The sequence below is a fragment of the Flavobacterium urumqiense genome, assembly GCF_900108015.1.
Lineage (GTDB): Bacteria > Bacteroidota > Bacteroidia > Flavobacteriales > Flavobacteriaceae > Flavobacterium > Flavobacterium urumqiense.
On the sequence record NZ_FNVP01000002.1, the window covers coordinates 75,089 to 96,338 of the forward strand.

The following is a 21,250-nucleotide window of genomic DNA, read 5'->3' on the forward strand; positions in this document are numbered from 1 at the left end:
CTAAATTAATTACTAATGACTTGGTAAAAATATGTTAATTAAACATTATAAAATACAATTTTAAAAAGCATGATTTAATATCTTTATCCCAAACTATTTTCACCTCAATAAAAATGAAAAACATTATTATCGCTAGCACTTCAACCCTTCACGACGGAGACTATTTAGACTATCTTTTGCCTGAATTGAAGTTGCATTTCAAGGACTGCAAAACGATTTTTTTTATCCCTTACGCCCGTCCTGGAGGTATTTCACATGAAGAATATACTGCAAAAGTAGCCTCGGCTTTCGCCAAAATAGACATTGCGATCAAAGGAATTCATGAATTTGAAGACGCAGCATTAGCAATTCAAGATGCACAAGGAATTTTTACCGGTGGTGGCAACACTTTTTTGTTGGTATCCCAATTGTACAAAAACAATATCATGACCGTTCTTGCTGAAACAGTGAAAAATGGAACTCCCTATTTAGGTACAAGTGCGGGAAGCAACATTTGCGGATTAACAATGCAAACCACTAATGACATGCCTATTATTTATCCGCCGAGTTTTAAAACCTTAGGCTGGATCCCTTTCAATTTGAATCCCCATTATTTAGATTCTGACAAACAATCAACACATATGGGCGAAACACGCGAAACAAGAATCAAAGAATTTCATGCATTTAACTCCGTCCCAGTTTTAGGATTACGAGAAGGAAGCTGGCTGGACGTTAAAGGTGAAAAAATAACTTTAAAAGGCAATTTATCAGCCAGACTTTTTAGGCAAAATCAAATTCCTGAAGAATTAGAAAGTGGATCTGATTTGAGCTTTATAAAATGATTTTGAAACGAGATCAGAATAAATAAAAAAAGCCGAAACAATTAAGTTTCGGCTTTGAAGAGCGAAAGACGAGGCTCGAACTCGCGACAACCAGCTTGGAAGGCTGGAGCTCTACCAACTGAGCTACTTTCGCATTAAAACAGTAAAATAAAAAACCTCAAACTAAAAATTTGAGGTTTAGAGCGAAAGACGAGGCTCGAACTCGCGACAACCAGCTTGGAAGGCTGGAGCTCTACCAACTGAGCTACTTTCGCATTAACAACGGTGCAAATATAGAGAATAAAACAAGTTCAATGCAAGTTTTTTTTTTGAAAAAAATCATAAAATTACACTTCTTAGCTTTTTAACAAAGTGCATCTTAGACATAAAGAATTTAATATGAAATTATTACACCTTTATTTCGTTGAAAATTTATTTTTTAAAAAAAGCAAAACATCAGAGAAATAGCTAGAAAAGAAACCTTTCCGACACGTAATCCTGCGTTTCGACTTGAAAAACCAATAGAAAAATTTTCTTTGACACCAACAATATAGTTACTGCCCTTCATTTTGGTATTTCCTCGAAAACAAATTAAGCTGGGTAATTTCATTATTTAAAAATACCATAGCTCTATTTGCAGAAAAAAATTCAATACCAAATTAGAGGCGATTGCTATTTTAGAAAATTACAGAAAAAAAAGGATTGGGTGAAGCGCTTTTAGTCTATTTCGAAAAATGATGCATTAACCGAAATGGAAATTTAATTTGGTTACATGCCAGAAAAGAAGGGATTGGTTTTTACAAAAAAATGACATACCAGATAAAAGGTATGCCATTTGAAATCGAAAATATTGGAGAACATATTGTAATGCTCAAAAATTTATGAAACTAATTCTGATGCCAATTTAAAACTTCTTGAAGGATGGTAAATAAAGAAACACGATTTGTTTTTTATCGCATTGATAATATTCTTAGATAATTCTACCGGTATAGCAGGACAACCTTGGCTCCTTCCTAATCTATGATTGTTTTTTACAAATGAATTGGAAACATATTCTGCAGCATGCATTACTACACCTCTGTTTCTTGCATTATCATTAATTCCTTTTTCTAATCCATCAAGCTTGAGTGACATTCCATGTTTTCCATTGTAAATTTCACCTGTGGAGTAAAATCCTAAACTACTTTTATATGATTCAGCTGCATTTGAAAAAGAAGAAGCAAAATCCTCACCTGTATTTCTTCCATGTGCAACAAGAGAATTATACAAAATAGTATTTGTTGTCAAATCGATAACCCAAAGTCTTTTGGTGCTTGATGACAAACTAAAATCTACTAAAGTCAAAATATCTTTCTGAATTAATCCTTTTTCTTTCAGCAAATAAAAACCTTTCAAAGCTTCCGTAAAGCTTTCTAATTTAGGCAAGCCAAATTCATTTGAATGTAAACTATTATACACCATTTCAACCTTAGCATCTAAGCTAGTGGTTATTGTTTTGGCATATATTACCGTTTTAGTGGTCTTTGGTTCAGAAAGATTTGGTTTGCTTGTCGAAAACGAAAAAAGCAAAAACAAAATAGCAGGAAATATCTTATAAATCATTGAATATCTTTGTATTAAGTGTTATTTTTGGATGGCAAACATACGCAAAAATTCATAGTTGAAACAAAAATTATGATAAATTTAATTATAATATAACAAAATAAATTGAAAAATATTGTTTACAAATTTGAAAATAAAAATACATTATATAATAATTTTGTTATTTTTGTTCACATACAACAGTAATTCATGGAAAAACATAATTATTTATCATTACTTTTTTTAATTCTTTGCAGTATTAATAACTATGGTCAAAAAAAAGTTCTTCGAACAGAATCTATAACCGAAAATATTACAATTGACGGAAAAATAAATGAAGAAATATGGAAAACCGCTTCGGTGGCTACCGATTTCATCATGTATGAACCTGATAATGGAAAATCTATTAGTGCAGATAAAAAAACAGATGTAAAAATATTGTATGATAATAATGCTATTTATGTTGCCGCTGTATTACATGACAATGAACCTCGCAAAATAAAAACAGAAATAACTAAACGAGATGTCTTTGGAGTTTCAGATGTTTTTTCGGTTTACATCAACGGATTTAATGATGGCCAGCAGGATTTTAGATTTTATGTAAGTTCAGCCGGAGTTCAAATGGACTGTTTAGCAACAGAAGAAAGTGAGGATTTTACATGGGATGGCATTTGGGACAGTAAAGCAACACTCACTGACTTTGGTTGGGTTGTAGAAATGAAAATACCATATGCCGCTTTAAGATTTTCGAATGCTCAAAAACAAACATGGGGCATTAATTTTATGCGTGAAATAAAACGAGATGTTCAAAAATATACTTGGAATCGAGTGGACACCAAAATTGGCGCAGTAATTCCACAAGCGGGAATACTTGAAGGAATAGAAAACATAAGAACTCCTACGCGTCTTTTCTTTATTCCTTACTCCTCTGCCTATTACCAACAGAATGACATAGGATCCAGCACTACATTCAAAGCTGGCTTAGACATAAAATACGGCATTAATGATTCGTTTACATTAGATGCTATTTTAGTACCCGACTTTGGACAGACAAAATTTGATAATGCTATTTTAAACCTCGAGCCCTTTGAACAAAAACTTGATGAAAATCGTCCTTTTTTTACTGAAGGAACGGATCTATTTAGCAAAGGCGGACTCTTTTATTCCCGAAGAATTGGCGGTGCACCTAGCACAGAACCACAAATAGCAGATAATGAAGAAGTCATAAATTACCCAAACACTGTCAAATTAATCAATGCTGTAAAAATATCTGGTCGGACGGAGAAAGGTCTGGGAATAGGCTTTTTGAATGCCATTACCAAGAAAACCTTTGCTACTATACAAAACAATGACACCAACGAAACCAGAAAAGAAGTTATTGAACCACTGACTAATTACAATATGTTAGTTCTGGATCAGCGTTTTAACCAAAACTCATCGGTTTCTTTTGTAAATGCCAATACCACCCGAAATGGAAATTTTAGGGATGCCAATGTATCCGCACTACTATTCGACCTGAATACAAAAGCTAATACATATAATTTATATGGCGATTTCAAATATAGTTCTATCAATACAATCGAAGATTACACTGGCTTTAAAACTTCCGTAAACTTTGCAAAAACAAGTGGTAAATATCGATATACTTTATCTGCTAAATATCTTTCCCGAGATTATGACATCAATGATTTAGGAATTATATTTTACACAAATTATCATAGTGCTTTTGCGAATGCCAGTTATAGAATCTTGAACCCTACAAAATTCTTTAATACTTTTAAGATAGAACAGGAATTGAATTTAGAAATTCAGAATACAACCGGTAAATTGCAAGAGGATTGGTATAAAACGGTCATAAAAGCCAGATCACGAAACAACAATTACTTTGAACTGGCCTTGGTTATCACTCCCGTGGAAACATTCGATTTTTATGAGCCACGAGAAAATGGCCGGTATCTGCAAATCCCAAGAAGAATTTCTTCTTATTTTGGAACTGAATTTAACAGCAACAATGCTTTTACTTTTGATTTTACACCAAGTTTCACAAAATACGACCAAGAAGGCCGAATCACTTATGGTTTGGCTTTAGGCCCAAAATATAGGTTTAATGATCAATTTTCGTTATCCTACGTATTAGATTACACCCGTAAAAAAAATGACAGAGGTTGGGTGGCTTTTGACAAGGCAGGAATTATTTTTGCAGAGCGCAATAGGGAAATACTACAAAATGACATAACAGGAAAATATGCTATAAACAACAGAATGACTATTAATCTTACTGCCCGTTATTACTGGTCTTATTCACAAAATCATGAATTTTTCACACTACAAAACAACGGTTATTTAACTCCAAACATTGCCTATTCTGCTAATAAGGACCGAAATTTTAATTCGTGGAATTTTGATTTATCCTATTCATGGTGGTTTGCGCCAGGAAGCGAAATCTCATTTTTGTACCGAAACTATGCACTTGTAAGAGCCCGTACTGTTGAAAAGAATTTGAATACTAACTTTAAAAGTGTTTTTAACGGAAATCTAACCAATATAGTTTCAGTAAGTCTTCGTTATTTTATTGATTACAATGTGGTGAAAAATAAATTTTAAACCTACATACTCTCTTTATAAAATGAGATTGAGAACGAGTTGTTTTCAACCTCATTTTTTTATGCAATAAAATACAGCTTAACTTTTTCTTAAAAAACTGTAACAAATTTTTAAAAACATAGTCTATTATTAAAATTAAATCAAAAGAATAAAATTTCATCAATCAACCATATCAATCAAAATTACATGAGAAAATTACTTCTTACAATCGTTCTCTGCGTTTCAATGCTTGGCTATGGCCAAAAAAAAACATTGCAAACTAAGTCTATTTCAGAAAACATAACCATTGATGGAAAAATAGAGGAAGAAGCATGGAAATCAGCTCCAATAGCGTCAGATTTCATTATGTTTGAGCCTGATAACGGCAAGGCAATTCCAGAAAATAAAAAAACTGAAGTAAAAGTTTTATATGACAATGACGCCATCTATGTTGCGGCATTAATGTATGACAACGAACCAACCAAAATCATGAAAGAAATTTCACAACGAGATAATTTTGGGTCCTCGGATCTTTTTGGGGTTTTTATAAATGGTTTTAATGACGGGCAACAAGATTTTCGTTTTATTGTTTCAGCATCAGATGGACAGGCAGACTGTCTAGGAACAGATACCACTGGAGAAGATTATTCTTGGGATGCAGTCTGGAAAAGCAAAGCCGTAATCACTGATTTTGGCTGGGTTGTTGAAATGCGAATTCCTTATGCTGCACTTCGTTTTTCGAGTGAAAACAAACAAACTTGGGGACTTAACTTTTTTAGAGAAATACAACGCGACAAACACAAATACTCTTGGAACTTTATTGATTCCAAACTTGGAACTTTCACCCAGCAAAGTGGAACTCTGGAAGGGATTGAAAACATAAAACCCCCTACTCGACTCTTTTTACTGCCTTATTCCTCTTTTTATGTAAATGCAGGTAAGGGGCAAAAAACTTACGGTACCATTAAAGGTGGTTTGGATATAAAATACGGAATTAATGATGCTTTTACGCTGGACATGATTCTTATTCCAGATTTTGGACAGACAAAATACGATGATCAAATTTTAAATTTAGGTCCGTTCGAACAACAATTCAATGAAAATAGACCTTTTTTTACAGAAGGAACTGATTTATTTAGCAAAGGAAATTTATTGTATTCCAGAAGAATTGGCGGAAGGCCATCAAATTATCCAACCTTTTCCAGCAACGAGAAAATTATTGAAAATCCTTCAAGCGTTAATCTTATCAATGCTTTAAAAGTTTCAGGTAGAACAAAGAATGGTCTTGGAATAGGAATTTTAAATGCAGTTACTGAAAAAACTTATGCATCCATACAAAACAACAATACTCAAGAAATAAGGAAAGAAGTGGTTGAACCACTAGCAAACTATAACGTTTTGGTTTTGGATCAGCGTTTCCGAAAAAACTCTTCTGTTTCATTTATCAATACTAATGTTACTAGAAATGGCAGTTTTCGGGATGGAAATGTTTCCGCATTAGTTTGGGATTTAAATACCAAGAAAAACACTTATAATCTTTCCGGAAACTTCAAATACAGTTACATAAATGACCTTCAAGATAAAAAAGGAACAGTAACATCGTTGAACTTTGGCGAAACTTCCGGAAAATACCGATACAGTGTAGGAACAGAAATAGTGTCAAAAAATTTCGATAATAATGACTTAGGAATCAATTTTGAAACCAACTATTATTCAATAAATGGAAATGCAAGTTATCGAATTTTAAATCCAACAAAATATTTCAATTCGTTCCGAGTAAATCTCAATCTGTACACCCAGTTTCAAAAAGAGACTGGAAAAATTCAAGGAAATAGGCTCAATCTAAACATCAATTCGACTAACAAAAAAAACCATTTTTTTGGTTTAGGGATAAATGCCAGTCCAATTGAATCCCATGATTATTATGAATCCAGAACGGAAAACAGGTATTTGATTTCTCCAAAAAGATTGGGCGGATGGTTCTACTTTTCTTCAAATTACAATAATAAGTTTGCTATCGACATCAATCCTTCATTTGCTGTATTGAGTGAACCCGGAAGAAATTCTTTTGGCATTGACATAGGCCCAAGATACCGTTTCAATGACAAATTTTCGTTGAATTACAACTTTAACTTTTTTAGACAGAACAATAATAAAGGTTTTGTAGACAGTATTGATGATGATTTAAATGCATCTACGGCTAATGCCATTATTTTTGCCAATCGAAATGTCATTACCTATTCCAACTCACTTTCCGGGAAATATTCTATAAACAGTAAAATGACTTTTAATCTTTCCCTGCGTCATTATTGGTCCTATGCCGAAAACAAAAACTTCTTATCATTGCAACAAAACGGCCGATTAGCGGATTATACTACTTACACCCAAAATAAGAACTCTAGTTTTTTCTCTTGGAATGGTGACATCTCCTATTCTTGGTGGTTCGCCCCAGGAAGTGAAATTTCCATTTTATACAGAAATAATGCGGCCAATTTTCAGAGAGAAATAGATAAAGATTTTGGGAAAAAAGTCACTACTTTATTGACTAATGATCAACTAAAACACGTTTTTTCCATAAGCCTTCGTTATTTTATTGACTACAACGAAGTGAAAAATAAATTTTAGTTGCATTAATTTCAAAAAAAGACCTTTTCTTTAACAAAATTATTGTTTTTTGACGATGTTAATTCCTGAATGTATAATAGTCGTTTTGATTACTTCGAACATTTTTAGAAATACTTTATCTTTGTATAAAATATATTATAATGAACAAAAAAGTAATTCTAATGATATTAGACGGTTGGGGAAAATCTCCTGACCCGAAAGTGTCTGCAATCGATAATGCAAATATTCCATTTATAAATAGTCTTTACAAAAATTTTCCAAGCGCGCAACTTAGAACTGATGGCTTAAATGTAGGATTGCCAGAAGGACAAATGGGAAATAGCGAAGTAGGACACATGAACTTAGGTGCTGGCCGAATAGTATATCAGGATTTAGCCAAGATAAACCTTGCCGTTGCAAATAACACTTTGGCAAAAGAACAAGTATTAGTTGATGCTTTTATATATGCTAAAGAAAACAATAAAAAAGTACACTTTCTAGGACTGGTTTCTGATGGTGGTGTTCACTCCCATACTTCACACTTGCGAGGTTTAATTGATGCAACACAACAATACGGGCTGCAAAAAGTTTTCGTTCATGCCTTTACTGACGGTCGTGATGTTGATCCAAAATCCGGTAAAAACTATATTCAGGATTTGCAATCGTACATTGAAAATACAACTGTTAAAATAGCTTCGGTAATTGGACGATATTATTCGATGGATCGTGACCGACGTTGGGAAAGAATAAAACTCGCCTACGATTTATTGGTAAACGGAATTGGAACACATTCTACAAACGCTGTTGCTTCAATTGAAGAAAGTTATGAAGTTAATGTAACTGATGAATTTATTCATCCAATGGTTATGGTTGATGAATATGACCAACCACTAGCTACTATTGAAGAAGATGATGTTGTTATATTCTTCAATTTCAGAACTGACAGAGGAAGGGAACTTACTGAAGTTCTTACTCAAATGGATTGTCATGAACAAAACATGCACAAATTGAATTTGTATTATGTAACGCTTACCAATTATGACGAAACGTACAAAAACGTAAAAGTTGTGTATAATAAAGATAACATTACCGAAACCCTTGGTGAAGTTTTAGAAAAAGCACACAAAAAACAAATTCGCATTGCTGAAACCGAGAAATATCCCCACGTGACTTTCTTCTTTTCTGGTGGTAGAGAATTACCTTTTGCTGGTGAATGTCGGATTTTGAAAAATTCACCAAAGGTAGCTACTTATGACTTACAACCAGAAATGAGCGCATTCGAATTGACTGATGCTTTGGTTCCTGAACTTGAAAAAGAAGAAGTGGATTTTGTGTGTCTTAATTTTGCAAATGGCGATATGGTAGGTCATACCGGAATTATGAGTGCTGCAATAAAAGCATGTGAAGCCGTTGATAAATGTGTTGAAAGAGTAATATTAACAGCGCTGGCTCATAATTATACGACTATTGTAATTGCAGATCACGGAAATTGCGAAACTATGATTAATCCTGATGGAAGTCCTAATACAGCGCACACCACGAATCCTGTGCCAATTATTTTAGTAGACAAAGATTTGAAAGAAATTCATGATGGCGTTTTAGGTGATATCGCTCCAACAATTTTAGAATTGATGGGAGTTGAAAAACCGGCAGTGATGACCTGTCATTCTTTATTGTAAGTCTAATTAATTCGTATGTTCATCAAAAAGCTACTCCAATCGAGTGGTTTTTTTTTTATAATTAAAAGTTAAAATTTCATTACTAATAGTAATACTATTATATTTGCATAAAAATAGAATTACCTATGTATGCAATATTATCGAATATAAAAATACAAGTCAACGAAAAAATCTATGTTAAGGATCCAGAAATGACCCCTTTAGGAAAAAAAATTATAGAAAACAGCATCCTTTTAATTGATGAAATTGGATTTGACAATTTTACTTTCAAAAAGCTTGGCGAAAAAATTGGTTCTAATGAAAGTTCTCTTTACCGCTATTTTGAAAATAAACACAAACTATTGGTTTATTTATCGTCTTGGTATTGGAGCTGGATGGAATATAAACTAGTTTTTGCCACGACAAATATTACTGATCCAAAAGAAAAACTCAGAAAAGCAATAACTATTGTTACCGAAAAAGTAGCAGATGACAGCAGCACCGAACATATCAATGAGGCTATTTTGAACAAAATCATTATTGCCGAATTTACAAAAACGCTTCATACTAAAGAGGTCGATCAAGAAAACAAAGAAGGTTTTTTCATGATTTATAAAAGAGTTATTAGTAGAATTGTAACTATTGTAAACGAGGTTAATCCTACCTATCCGTATGCAAAATCGCTAGTATCAACAATTGTGGAGGGCAGTTTACACCAACATTTTTTGACCGATCATTTAACAACCATAACCAATTGTAACAGCTCCATAAGCACAACCCAGTTCTATCTTAACCTTACAGAAAACGTTTTACGCTAAAAAAAAATAATTATGACTTCTTTAAAACGATTTTACAACTTACTCGAATTAGACAAAAAAGATGTTTCTCAGATATTTTTCTATGCCATTTTTGCTGGATTAATCAGTTTGTCGCTTCCATTAGGAATTCAGGCGATTATCAATTTTATTCAATCTGGAAGAGTCAGTGCTTCTTGGATTGTACTTATTATATTGGTTGTTTTTGGTGTAGCTTTGGTAGGTGTTTTATCTCTAATGCAACTGCGAATTACCGAAAACTTACAACAAAAAATATTTGTCCGTTCTGCTTTTGAATTTGCGGCACGCCTACCTAAAATAAAACCAGACCAGTTATACAATAACTATCCGCCTGAATTAGCCAATCGATTTTTTGACACTATGACAATTCAAAAAGGAACTTCAAAGTTATTAATCGATTTTTCAGCAGCCTTGCTTCAAATTGTTTTTGGAATACTATTGTTGTCATTATACCACCCTTACTTCATTATTTTTGGAATGTTACTGCTTTTTTTGCTCTATTTCATTTTCAAATTTTCGTATAAATCAGGATTGGAAACCAGCATGAAAGAATCAAAATTTAAGTACAAAGTTGCTGGCTGGTTGCAGGAAATGGCGCGAAATAATTTCAGTTTCAGAAATGAACTTAATTATGATTTTGCTCTCCAAAAAAACAACTCTATCGTAGCCGATTATCTCAGCAACCGAGAAAAACATTTTGATATAATCAAAAGACAATTCACTCAATTAATTGTTTTTAAAATCATTATTACTGCTAGTTTATTATCGATAGGAGGTTTTTTAGTATTGTCTCAGCAAATGAATATCGGACAGTTTGTTGCTTCAGAAATCATTATTCTGTTAGTCATTAATTCGGTTGAAAAAATAATTATCGGACTGGAAACCTTGTACGATGTACTAACTTCTATCGAAAAAATAGGACAAGTAACTGATTTAGAATTAGAACAAGACACAATAATTAAAAACGAAACGTGCTACACGAATATCATTTTGGAAACAGAAAATATTAAATTTAAATTTCCTGATTCCGAAAACGACGTTCTAAATGCAATCACTGTCAAAATTGAGCAAGGAGAAAAAATAGCAATTGAAGGAGAGAATGGTTCAGGAAAAACAACCCTTATTCGATTACTATCTGGTTTAATACAACCTATATCTGGTTCTTTCTACATCAATGATGATACTTTTAGAAACATAAACATGAAACAATACCGATCTCAGATAGGCAGCATAATCCATAGTGAAACTCCATTTGAAGGTACTATATTAGAAAATATTACTTTTAACGATGCAACAATACCGTTTGAAGATATAAAATGGGCAATTGATGGTGTTCAACTCAGCACATTTATAAAATCATTACCCAAAGGATTAGATTCAAGGATTTTTCCGGAGGGAAAACAATTATCTTCTTCTAATGCACAAAAGATTTTATTAGCAAGAAGTATAATTCGCAAGCCTAAAATACTTTTTTACGAAGATCCAACTGATACCATGGATGAAAAAGTAGCTAATGAAATTATTGATTTTATCACTGATGATGCAAATAAATGGACCATTATAGTTTCCTCAAAAAATCCGCATTGGAAAACCAAATGCAGCCGAAGAATTATCATGAAAAACGGATTAATTCAACTCGACTCAAAAACTAATACATCATGCTAAACATATCCGAAAACAAAACAAAACTACAGTCACTTGATCGATATGAAACAGTTAAAAATTTAGGAAACAGGCCGCATTATAAAATCTTGAACAGAATTATTGCGGGAGTTTCAATAATTGGATTAATTGCTCTCTTCTTACCTTGGACACAAAACATTTCAGGAACTGGAGCGGTAACAACATTAAAACCTAGTCAAAGGCCCCAATCCATTCAAAGTGTTATTTCCGGTCGAATTGAAAAATGGTATGTTCAAGAGGGTAATTTTGTCAATAAAGGCGATACAATTCTTTTTATATCGGAGATTAAAGAGGATTACATGGATCCTAATTTAGTCGAAAATACCAAAAAACAAATAAATGCCAAGAAACAATCTTTGCAATCTTATGGTTCAAAAGTAAACACTCTTTCGAGTCAAATTCAAGCTATTGAAACTGAGAAAACTTTAAAACTAGAACAAGCACAAAACAAAATCAAACAATCGCTTTTGAAAATAAAAAGCGACAGTATGGATCTGGTTGCCGTTAAAACGCAATTAAAAATTGCAAACACCCAATACAACCGGTCATTACAACTCAACAAAGAAGGTTTAAAACCATTAAGCGATACCGAAGACAAGAAATTAAAACTTCAAGAAGTTGAAGCAAAAATCATTACACAAGAGAACAAATACTTAACCAGCAAAAATGAATTTATAAATGCTAAAGTAGAAATCAACAGGATAACTGCTGAGTATTCAGAAAAAGTATCTAAAGTCAACAGTGATAAATTCACGGCTTTAAGTAATCAATATGATACTGATGCACAAGTCAATAAATTAGAAAATCAATATGCTAATTACAGTATTCGCAACGGAATGTATTATATCAAAGCCGCACAAAATGGTTACATCAACAGGGCGCTGCAATCCGGTATAGGGGAAACCATAAAAGAAGGCACTCCTATCGCTACAATCATGCCATCTGATTATGATATTGCTGTGGAAACATTTGTAAATCCAATCGATTTGCCTTTAATAAGCAAAGGAGAAAAAGTACGTGTATGGTTTGACGGATGGCCTACAATTGTTTTTTCAGGATGGCCAGATATGTCTTATGGCACTTTTGGGGGTAAAATCGTAGCCATCGAAAATTTCATCAGTGAAAATGGCAAATACAGAGTATTAATTGCACCTGATTCTTCCGAGGCAAATTGGCCTAAACAATTAAGCATTGGTTCCGGAGCCCAAACTATTGCATTATTAGACAATGTCCCAATATGGTTTGAAATATGGCGAACACTGAATGGTTTTCCTCCTAATTATTATAAAACTTCAACAAAAATAACAAAAGAAAAGAAATAATGAAACAACTCCTTTTCGCTTTTTTATTATTTGGTTTTGCCGCTTTTGGGCAAGAATTTGCTACTAAAGAATTCACCTATACCGAATTTCTGGGCTATGTAAAAAAATACCATCCATTAGTTAAAAATGCCAACTTAGAAATCAATAAAGCACAAGCCAATTTAATGATGGCACGTGGTGGATTTGACCCAAAAATCGAGGTAGATTTCAGCAAAAAACAATTCAAAGACAAGGAATATTATTCGATTTTGAACAGTAGTTTCAAAATACCAACTTGGTATGGTATTGAGATTAAAGCGGGTTTTGACAACAGTGAAGGTGTTTATTTGAATCCCCAAAACACACTTCCTAATCAAGGATTAACTTCGGTAGGGGTAACCGTTCCACTTGGACAAGGATTATTCATTAACCAAAGAATGGCAGATGTTCGTAAAGCAAAAATGCAAATGAAATTGAGCCAATCAGAAAGAAAATTGCAAGCAATAGCAGTTTTGTATGATGCCTCTTTAACTTATTTTAATTGGAAGAAAAACTTCAACGAAGTAAAGTTGTATGAAGACTATAATAAAAATGCGCAAACACGTTTCAAAGGAATTAGAACTTTAATAATACAAGGAGATAAGCCTGCAATTGACAGTATTGAAGCAGGAATCATTGTGAAAAACCGACTATTGAATTTAGAAGATTCCAAGCTTAAATTAGCTAAAGCCAAATTAGAAATTGCCAACTTTCTTTGGTTGGAAAACAATATTCCGCTTGAATTAGCAGAGGAACTGATTCCCGAAACACAATTAGAATTCACGATTCAGGAAAGTTTAAAAACAAATGATTTGTTGAATACTGATTTCTCCATCACCAATCATCCAAAAATAAATGCACTACAAAGCAAAATCGATATACTTAATGTGGAAAAAAAATTGAAAGCCAATATGCTTTTACCAAAAATTGATGTGGGCTACTCCTATTTAGCGGAACCCAGTTACCTAGATAATTATCAATTTCAGGATTACAAAATAGGCTTGGATTTTTATTTTCCTTTATTTCTAAGAAAAGAGCGTGGAAGTTTGAAATTGGCAAAATACAAAGTACAAGAAACTGAATTTGTATTGGATTTAGAAAAAGTACAATTGACTAATAAAATCAATGCTCAGAAACTGGAGATTGCTTCCCTTTTAATACAGAAAGACCTCATTAAAGATTTAGTTCAGGATAACATGACCATGCTCAATTCTGAAGAACGCTTATTCTCCTTTGGAGAAAGTTCCTTGTTTTTAATCAATACACGGGAAAATAATTTAGTCAGCGCACAACTTTCTCAAATTGCTTTAGAGAACCGATTTTACATCTCAAATTCAGAGCTTTTTAAAATTATGGCCAATCCGGATTAAATAATTTATAAAATCGTACTTTTGCAAACTGAAAATTCGAAATTATGATTATAGTAAAATCACGTGAAGAAATAGAATTGATGCGCGAAAGTGCATTGATCGTATCAAAAACATTAGGAATGATTGCTTCTGAAATAAAAGAAGGAGTAACCACTTTATATTTGGACAAATTAGCCGAAGAATTCATTCGTGACCACGGAGCTGAACCAAGTTTTCTTGGATTATATGGTTTCCCAAACTCACTTTGTATGAGTCCGAACGCACAAGTAGTCCATGGAATTCCAAATAACAAACCATTAGAGAGTGGCGACGTAATCTCAGTAGATTGTGGCGCTTATAAAAATGGATACCATGGAGATCATGCGTATAGTTTTGAAATTGGCGAAGTTGCTCCGGAAACCAAAAAATTATTGCAAATAACCAAGGAATCTCTATATGTAGGAATTCGAGAATTGAGATTAGGGAATCGTGTTGAAGATGTGGGAAATGCAATTCAGCGATATACCGAAGCCCATGGTTATGGCGTCGTTCGTGAATTAGTGGGACATGGCGTTGGACAAAAAATGCATGAAGATCCAGAAATGCCTAACTATGGTAAAAAAGGAAGAGGAAAGCTTTTTGTCGAAGGAATGGTAGTGGCAATTGAACCTATGATAAATCTAGGAACACGAAATATCAAACAACTTAAAGACGGTTGGACAATCCTTTCTGCCGATGGAAAACCAAGCGCGCACTTTGAACATGATGTTGCAATTATCGACGGGAAGCCGGAGATTCTATCTACTTTTGGATACATTTATAAAGCGTTAGGGATTGTAAGTAATGAAGAGGATGAATTTAGAAAAACACCTTTGGTATTGTAATGAAAAAACTTTTTAAATTAATACTCAATACCATCCCCCGTCCATTATTGATACGATTAAGTTATGTAGCGCGTCCCGTTCTTGCCTTTGCATTAAAAGGGAATACATTCACTGATCCTATTGACGGGAAAAGTTTCAAAATGTTTCTTCCTTACGGTTACGGAACACAAAGAAACAACGTGCTTTCGCCAAGTACACTTTCATTAGAGAGACACCGTTTATTATGGTTGTATTTAAATGAGGAAACTGATTTTTTTCAATCTCAACTCGCTTCAGATTCTACCGTTAGTAATCCTAAAAAAATAAAATTAAGAGATGCTGAGACAAATTCAGCATTAAAAGTATTGCATTTTGCACCGGAACAAGCGTTTTATAAATTGTTTCGAAATCAAAAAAATCTGGATTACACCACAACCGATTTATTTTCGCCCTTGGCCGATGTGAAAGCAGATATTTGCGATTTGCCTTTCGAGGACAATCAATATGATGTGATACTTTGCAATCACGTTTTGGAGCATATTCCGGATGATACTAAGGCAATGCAGGAGTTATATCGGGTTTTGAAACCTGGCGGAATGGCGATTTTACAAATTCCACAGGATTTGTCCAGAACCACTACTTTTGCTGATGATACCATTACAGATCAGAAGGAACGCGCTAAAATCTTTGGACAATACGATCACGTTCGTATTTATGGGCGAGATTATTTTGATAAATTAAGAAGCATCGGCTTTAAAGTAATAGAAGAAGATTACACCAATAAAATAGCACTTGAATTAGTAGAAAAATATTGTTTGGCCAAAGGGGAAATTATTCCAGTATGTTTTAAATAAACAAGTACAGCCAATAAATAAAAAGCCCGCTAAAAATATTTAGCGGGCTTTCTAGTATTAAATAATAAAGGTCATTAGCTTTTCTCCGGCATTAACATTCCAACCACTTTATCTTTTGTCAGATATTTTTTGGCAACATTCTGAATGTCTTTTGCAGTTATTTCACTGATTTTTGCTTCCGTTTGAAGAATCTCACTTGGATTTGTTCCATTTACAAATGATTTCGTAAAATTGCTCAACCAGTATCTATTATCTTTAATATTCTTTTTGTAGTCAAGCAATTCCGCTTCCTTAAATTTAACAACATCTTTTGCTTCAGGTCCGTTGTCAATTATTTTTTGCAATTCTTTTAATGCCGAAGCCGTTAATTTCTCCGTATTTTCTGGACCACATGGAAACCCTATACTAAAATTATAAGAACCATTTGGCACTTTATTCATACTTCCTCTTGCGTTGATTCCGTAAACTCCGCTTTCATTTTCTCTTAATTCTTCAATTAATTTTATAGTCAAAACTTCTCCTAAAGCTTCCATAGCTGCAGCTTCTTTTTCAGAATAAATAGCATCACCATAATACATGATAGTTACAGAACTTTTCGGATCAGTCCCTTTATTTACCACTTTTTTCAAATCACCTTTTAGCATTCTGTACCCTAAATCAGTGGCTTTTTCTTTTTTATCTGTAGAAGGCAAAGAAGCTAAATATTTAGTAGCATATGCTTCCATTGTTTTGTCATCTACATTTCCAACGAAATAAAATTCAAAATCTCCTGAATTGGCAAAACGCTCTTTATATTTATTGTACGCTAATGTATAATCCGTTTCTCCCCAAGTTTTTTCATTTGGAATCAAGCCATTAAATCTTGGATTTTCCTTGTTTAAATAACTTAAAAACTCCTGTTGAAAAAAGAATCCGGGTTGTGATGCCATATTTTTAAAAAAAGCAGATTGTTTTTGCTTGTATCCCTCAAAAGCAGTTACGTCTAAATTTAAATCTGTAAAATAAGCATGCGTCATTTGGAACAAATACTCTAAATCCTTAGGAGTAGTTTTCCCTCTCAAACCTTCAGTTGTATTTCCGATATAAGGATTTACACTGGCGATTTTACCTGTCATGAATTTATTGATGTCATTTAATTTTAAACCTGAGAAACCAGCTTCCGTAAGGGCTCCATTGGCAAACTGAACTTTTTTCATCACATCGTTAGAATACAAATTGCTTCCACCAAAACTTACTGCTTCAAAAAGAATCTCATCATTTTTAAAATCGGTGTTTTTATAAGTAACTTTAGCTCCATTAGAAAGAAACAACGTTTTTGTACCCATAATATCATTACTTTCTCTTTTAATGATAGTTCCTGAAACAATGTCTGCTCTCAAAAGGCCTTTTGCCACAGCTACATCTTCATAAGGTTTAATTTGGTCAACATTCACTTTTAATGCATTCAAAACGTCTTGCTCTGAAGGTTTTTTAAGACCTGCTTTTTCCGGTCCCGTTAGAATAATAACTCGATTATCATCTTTTATATATTCTTTTATAAAATTATTTACATCTTTCAACTCAATTGTAGGCAAAATTTGTTTCATTGTACCAAATGTCCATTCAATTCCTGGAGTTGGTTCTTTTTCTAAGAAATTAGCTTGGTATTCACCAACAAAACTTTCAGAATTAGTTTTATTTCTATCATTATATGATTTTTCGATAGTTGCTAAAAATTCTGCTTTTGATCGATCTAATTCTCCTTGCGTAAAACCAAATTTCTTAGCTCTTTCATTCTCAGTAACCAAAACCTTCAAAGCATCTAATTGCTTATCTTCTTGGGACATTGCTACTGACTGATACGCTTTTTTGTTTCTGGCAAAAGTTTTACCGTGATAGGAATATCCATAGGTAAACGGCGGTGTGGCTGAATTAGACAACTCGCCCAACCTTGAATTCAACATGGTGGTAAATAGCCCTTCAACTACATAATCTTTAAAATCCTTAATAGTTACAACGGGTTTTGGCATACCATAATCCTTATATACCAATTGAACTTGCGCGCTTGTTGCCTCTTTATCACTTTCAATTGCTACGAAAGTTTCTTTGTGATTTGGCACCTCAAAAGTTTTTCTTGGTTTTTCATTTTTAGGATTCTGATAGTTTGCGAAGTGAGCAATAACTTTTTTCTCCATTTCGGCTACATCAATGTCTCCAACAACAATTACGCTCATTAAATCTGGGCGGTACCAATCTTTATAGAAACTTACAATTTTGTCGTATTTAAAATTTTGTAAAATTTCTTTTTTACCAATTGGCAGACGATCCGCATAATGTGATTTGTACATCATTTTTGGCAAATAACGACCCATCATTCTTTTTTGAGCGCCAAGGCCCAACCGGTATTCTTCAAGCACAACACCTCTTTCTTTATCAATTTCCTCTGGAGTCAGGTTTGCATTAAAGGCCCAATCTTCAATGATATTAAAACCATTCTCTAATTTTTCTGGGCTATCTGAAGGTATTGGAAGAAAATAAACTGTTTCGTCGAAACTCGTGTAAGCATTTAAATGTTGCCCAAATTTCACACCAATACTTTGTAGATAATCAACCAATTTGTTTTTTGGAAAACGCTTCGTTCCATTAAAACTCATGTGCTCCATGAAGTGAGCCAGCCCTTGTTGATCGTCATTCTCAAGGATAGAACCTGCGTTGATAACAAGTCTTAAATCGACTTTGTTCTCTGGTTTGGCATTTTTCTTGATGTAATAAGTAAGACCATTTTTAAGTTTTCCTGTTTTTACACTGGAATCAAAAGGAATTGCTTTTGAATAATCAATTTCCTGTGCGAAAATCGCAGCTGGAAATAGTAATAGCCCCAAAGCTAATTTACTAAGTTGTTTCATACTGTTTGGTTTATTTTTAGTCAAAACTAAAAAATAAAATTTTAATTTTCATCAATTATTATGAAAAATTTAACGGAAATTACGCACAAATTAATTTTGCGTTTTTATCCCACCAACACCCTAATTAAAATGAATTCGAATTACTATATTTACAAGGCACAAGCAACAAAAAAGATGATAAAAACCTTTTTCAAAATATTTTCGCTATTCCTACTTTTTTTCTCTTGTTACACTTTTGCGCAAGCAGAAAATGAAGTAGTTCCACCGTATAATATAAAGACCATTTCTTTTTCGCAAAGCAACCAAAATGTAATTCCGATAGTAAAATTAGGAGAGGGATTTCAACTGCAATTTGATGATTTGTTTGGCAACGAGGCAAACTATTATTACGAAATAACGCATTGTGACTACAATTGGACACCTTCGGAAATACCTAAAAGCGAGTATTTAAAAGGTTTTGATAACCAAAGAATCATAGATTACACTAATTCTTTCAACACCTTGCAAATCTATTCGCACTATAGATTATCGATCCCAAATCAATTTACACAATTACTACTTAGCGGAAATTACATTCTCAAAATTTTAAATGAAGGTAAAGAAGTTATTTTTTCCCGAAAATTCATTCTCTATGAAGATTTAGCTACCGTGCCTATTCAAGTAAAAAGAGCGCGAACCGTCAGTAATTTAGATTTTAAACACAACTTAGAATTTACTGTAAAATCCAATACCATTACATTTCAAAATCCATTAAAAAATGTAAAAATCATGTTGCTTCAAAATGGACAGTTCAACAATGCTATTAAAAACATTGCCCCTCAATATACCATCGGGAATGATTTAGTCTATAAATATGATACTCAAACCCAATTTTGGGCTGGAAATGAGTTTTTATATTTTGAAAATAAAGATATTCGGGCAGCAAATAATAATGTTGCCAGAGTAAATGCAGATAATGAAATCTACGGTTCCTATTTATATACCAATAATGCCCGAACTAATTTCCCCTATTCTGTTACCGAAGATATCAATGGGAATTTTGTGGTTAAAAACATTAATGCTGAAAAGAACGAAATCGAAGCCGATTATGTCTGGGTATATTTTAGTCTTTCGGCTGCGGCTTTCAGAATTAATAAAGACATTTACATCACCGGAATGTTCAATAATTACAATCTGATCCCAGAGTATAAAATGGATTATAATCCTAAAAAAGGAATCTATGAAAAAGCCCTTTTGATTAAACAAGGATTTACAAATTTTCAATATACCGTTGCAGACAGTAAAGGAATTATTGACCATGAAAATGCGATTGACGGAAATTTCTATCAAACAGAAAATGAATATTCGGTAATCGTTTATTACCGAGAAAACAAGGATCGGTATGATCGAGTAATCGGGAAAGGAATTGCCAACTCATTAAATATCATCAACTAAAAAAACTTTTCTAAAAACAGGGAAACGAAATCAATTTTTCGTAAATTTGTCAGTATTAAGCACCTAAATCATTTATTTATTATGGTTTCTCAAATAACAAGAGGCATAAAAATATCGGTATTGACCAGTTTTGAAGGAACCTACTTCAAAAACTATAAGATTCACTTTGCTTTCAGTTATGAAATTACAATCGAAAATCACAGTAAAGATTCTGTCCAGTTAATTTCTCGTCATTGGGAAATTTTCGACTCTCTAAATGACATAGAAATTGTAGATGGCGAAGGAATTATTGGTAAAAAACCAGTTCTTAAACCAGGTGAATTGCATACATACAGCTCTGGATGCTTATTGTCGTCTCCTTATGGCGCAATGAAGGGTTATTTCAACATGATCAATTTTACCTCCACAAAAAATTTCAAAGTGATAGTGCCTACTTTCAGATTATGCGCTCCTTTTGCCTTGAATTAGAATTCATTTTTATTTTTTTAGTAACTCATCCAGCACCCGTGCCTGAAAGTACGAATAGGTGAAGCAATTCATTTTAAGTTTTCGTCGCCTCACTTATTTTTTTTAAGTAAAATAAGGAGCTTCTAAAGTCGCTGATACTTCACAATAAGAAATATAACGAGACCACAAAAAGCTTTCCATTTCTATCTTGGCTAAAACACTCCATCTTAAAGCCTCACTTTTAGTTTACGCCAAAAAATGTCTATTTTTCAAACAATCCTTCGTACTTTTGTGTATTATTTAAAAACACATTACAAGGATTTCTAATTTTAT

At 33.2% G+C, this 21,250-nt stretch carries 14 protein-coding genes and 2 tRNA genes; 12 read left to right on the plus strand and 4 right to left on the minus strand.

Going from position 1 to position 21,250, the window contains the following annotated elements; genetic code table 11:
- The first annotated feature begins 113 nt into the window (after positions 1 to 113).
- The gene (gene pepE, locus C4S35_RS03515; protein WP_103998857.1) at positions 114 to 821 is read left to right on the plus strand and encodes a dipeptidase PepE; all 708 of its coding nucleotides are present in this window, start codon (positions 114 to 116) and stop codon (positions 819 to 821) included.
- Positions 822 to 881: 60 nt separating this feature from the next.
- Here pepE and C4S35_RS03520 read toward each other — a convergent pair.
- The 3 genes from C4S35_RS03520 to C4S35_RS03530 all read right to left on the minus strand — a co-directional run bounded on the left by C4S35_RS03520 (position 882) and on the right by C4S35_RS03530 (position 2,402).
- Positions 882 to 954: transfer RNA gene (locus tag C4S35_RS03520), tRNA-Gly, on the minus strand.
- A 48-nt stretch (positions 955 to 1,002) separates the two neighbouring features.
- A tRNA-Gly gene (locus C4S35_RS03525) sits at positions 1,003 to 1,075 on the minus strand.
- 604 nt (positions 1,076 to 1,679) lie between these two features.
- Complete coding sequence (locus tag C4S35_RS03530) at positions 1,680 to 2,402, minus strand: murein L,D-transpeptidase catalytic domain family protein (protein WP_103998858.1); 723 nt, start codon at positions 2,400 to 2,402, stop codon at positions 1,680 to 1,682.
- A gap of 189 nt (positions 2,403 to 2,591) precedes the next feature.
- On the opposite strand from C4S35_RS03530, the gene C4S35_RS03535 reads away from it, so the two are divergent.
- From C4S35_RS03535 to C4S35_RS03575, 9 genes are all read left to right on the plus strand, one after another.
- A complete protein-coding gene (locus C4S35_RS03535; protein WP_103998859.1) occupies positions 2,592 to 4,985 on the plus strand; it encodes a DUF5916 domain-containing protein in 2,394 nt (797 codons plus the stop codon).
- A 186-nt stretch (positions 4,986 to 5,171) separates the two neighbouring features.
- Positions 5,172 to 7,589 (plus strand): DUF5916 domain-containing protein, encoded by a 2,418-nt coding sequence (locus C4S35_RS03540; RefSeq protein ID WP_103998860.1) that lies wholly within the window; start codon positions 5,172 to 5,174, stop codon positions 7,587 to 7,589.
- A 140-nt stretch (positions 7,590 to 7,729) separates the two neighbouring features.
- On the plus strand, positions 7,730 to 9,247 hold the full coding sequence (gpmI, locus tag C4S35_RS03545; RefSeq protein ID WP_103998861.1) for a 2,3-bisphosphoglycerate-independent phosphoglycerate mutase: 1,518 nt from the start codon (positions 7,730 to 7,732) through the stop codon (positions 9,245 to 9,247).
- Positions 9,248 to 9,372: 125 nt separating this feature from the next.
- A complete protein-coding gene (locus C4S35_RS03550) occupies positions 9,373 to 10,044 on the plus strand; it encodes a TetR/AcrR family transcriptional regulator (protein WP_103998862.1) in 672 nt (223 codons plus the stop codon).
- Between the two features lie 12 nt (positions 10,045 to 10,056).
- Positions 10,057 to 11,727, plus strand: coding sequence for a peptidase domain-containing ABC transporter (locus tag C4S35_RS03555; protein WP_103998863.1), 1,671 nt, complete (start codon positions 10,057 to 10,059; stop codon positions 11,725 to 11,727).
- Positions 11,721 to 13,067 carry an HlyD family secretion protein gene (locus C4S35_RS03560; RefSeq protein WP_103998864.1) on the plus strand — a complete coding sequence of 449 codons (1,347 nt, stop codon included), beginning with the start codon at positions 11,721 to 11,723 and terminating at the stop codon, positions 13,065 to 13,067. The genes C4S35_RS03555 and C4S35_RS03560 overlap by 7 nt, the downstream gene beginning before the upstream one ends.
- Positions 13,067 to 14,455, plus strand: a complete 1,389-nt coding sequence (locus tag C4S35_RS03565; RefSeq protein WP_103998865.1) for a TolC family protein — start codon at positions 13,067 to 13,069, stop codon at positions 14,453 to 14,455. Before C4S35_RS03560 ends, C4S35_RS03565 begins: the two co-directional genes overlap by 1 nt.
- A 44-nt stretch (positions 14,456 to 14,499) precedes the next feature.
- On the plus strand, positions 14,500 to 15,318 hold the full coding sequence (map, locus tag C4S35_RS03570; protein ID WP_103998866.1) for a type I methionyl aminopeptidase: 819 nt from the start codon (positions 14,500 to 14,502) through the stop codon (positions 15,316 to 15,318).
- The gene (locus tag C4S35_RS03575; RefSeq protein ID WP_103998867.1) at positions 15,318 to 16,151 is read left to right on the plus strand and encodes a class I SAM-dependent methyltransferase; all 834 of its coding nucleotides are present in this window, start codon (positions 15,318 to 15,320) and stop codon (positions 16,149 to 16,151) included. Before map ends, C4S35_RS03575 begins: the two co-directional genes overlap by 1 nt.
- Before the next feature lie 74 nt (positions 16,152 to 16,225).
- On the opposite strand, the gene C4S35_RS03580 is transcribed toward C4S35_RS03575, so the two are convergent.
- A complete protein-coding gene (locus tag C4S35_RS03580; RefSeq protein ID WP_103998868.1) occupies positions 16,226 to 19,036 on the minus strand; it encodes a M16 family metallopeptidase in 2,811 nt (936 codons plus the stop codon).
- Between the two features lie 174 nt (positions 19,037 to 19,210).
- Here C4S35_RS03580 and C4S35_RS03585 point away from each other — a divergent pair, with 174 nt between their 5' ends.
- Together C4S35_RS03585 and apaG are read left to right on the plus strand one after the other, a co-directional pair.
- Entirely contained in the window at positions 19,211 to 20,470 is a 1,260-nt protein-coding gene (locus C4S35_RS03585; RefSeq protein WP_103999097.1) for a type IX secretion system plug protein, read from the plus strand.
- 81 nt (positions 20,471 to 20,551) lie between these two features.
- Positions 20,552 to 20,938, plus strand: a complete 387-nt coding sequence (gene apaG / locus C4S35_RS03590; protein WP_103998869.1) for a Co2+/Mg2+ efflux protein ApaG — start codon at positions 20,552 to 20,554, stop codon at positions 20,936 to 20,938.
- The last annotated feature ends 312 nt before the right edge of the window (positions 20,939 to 21,250 follow it).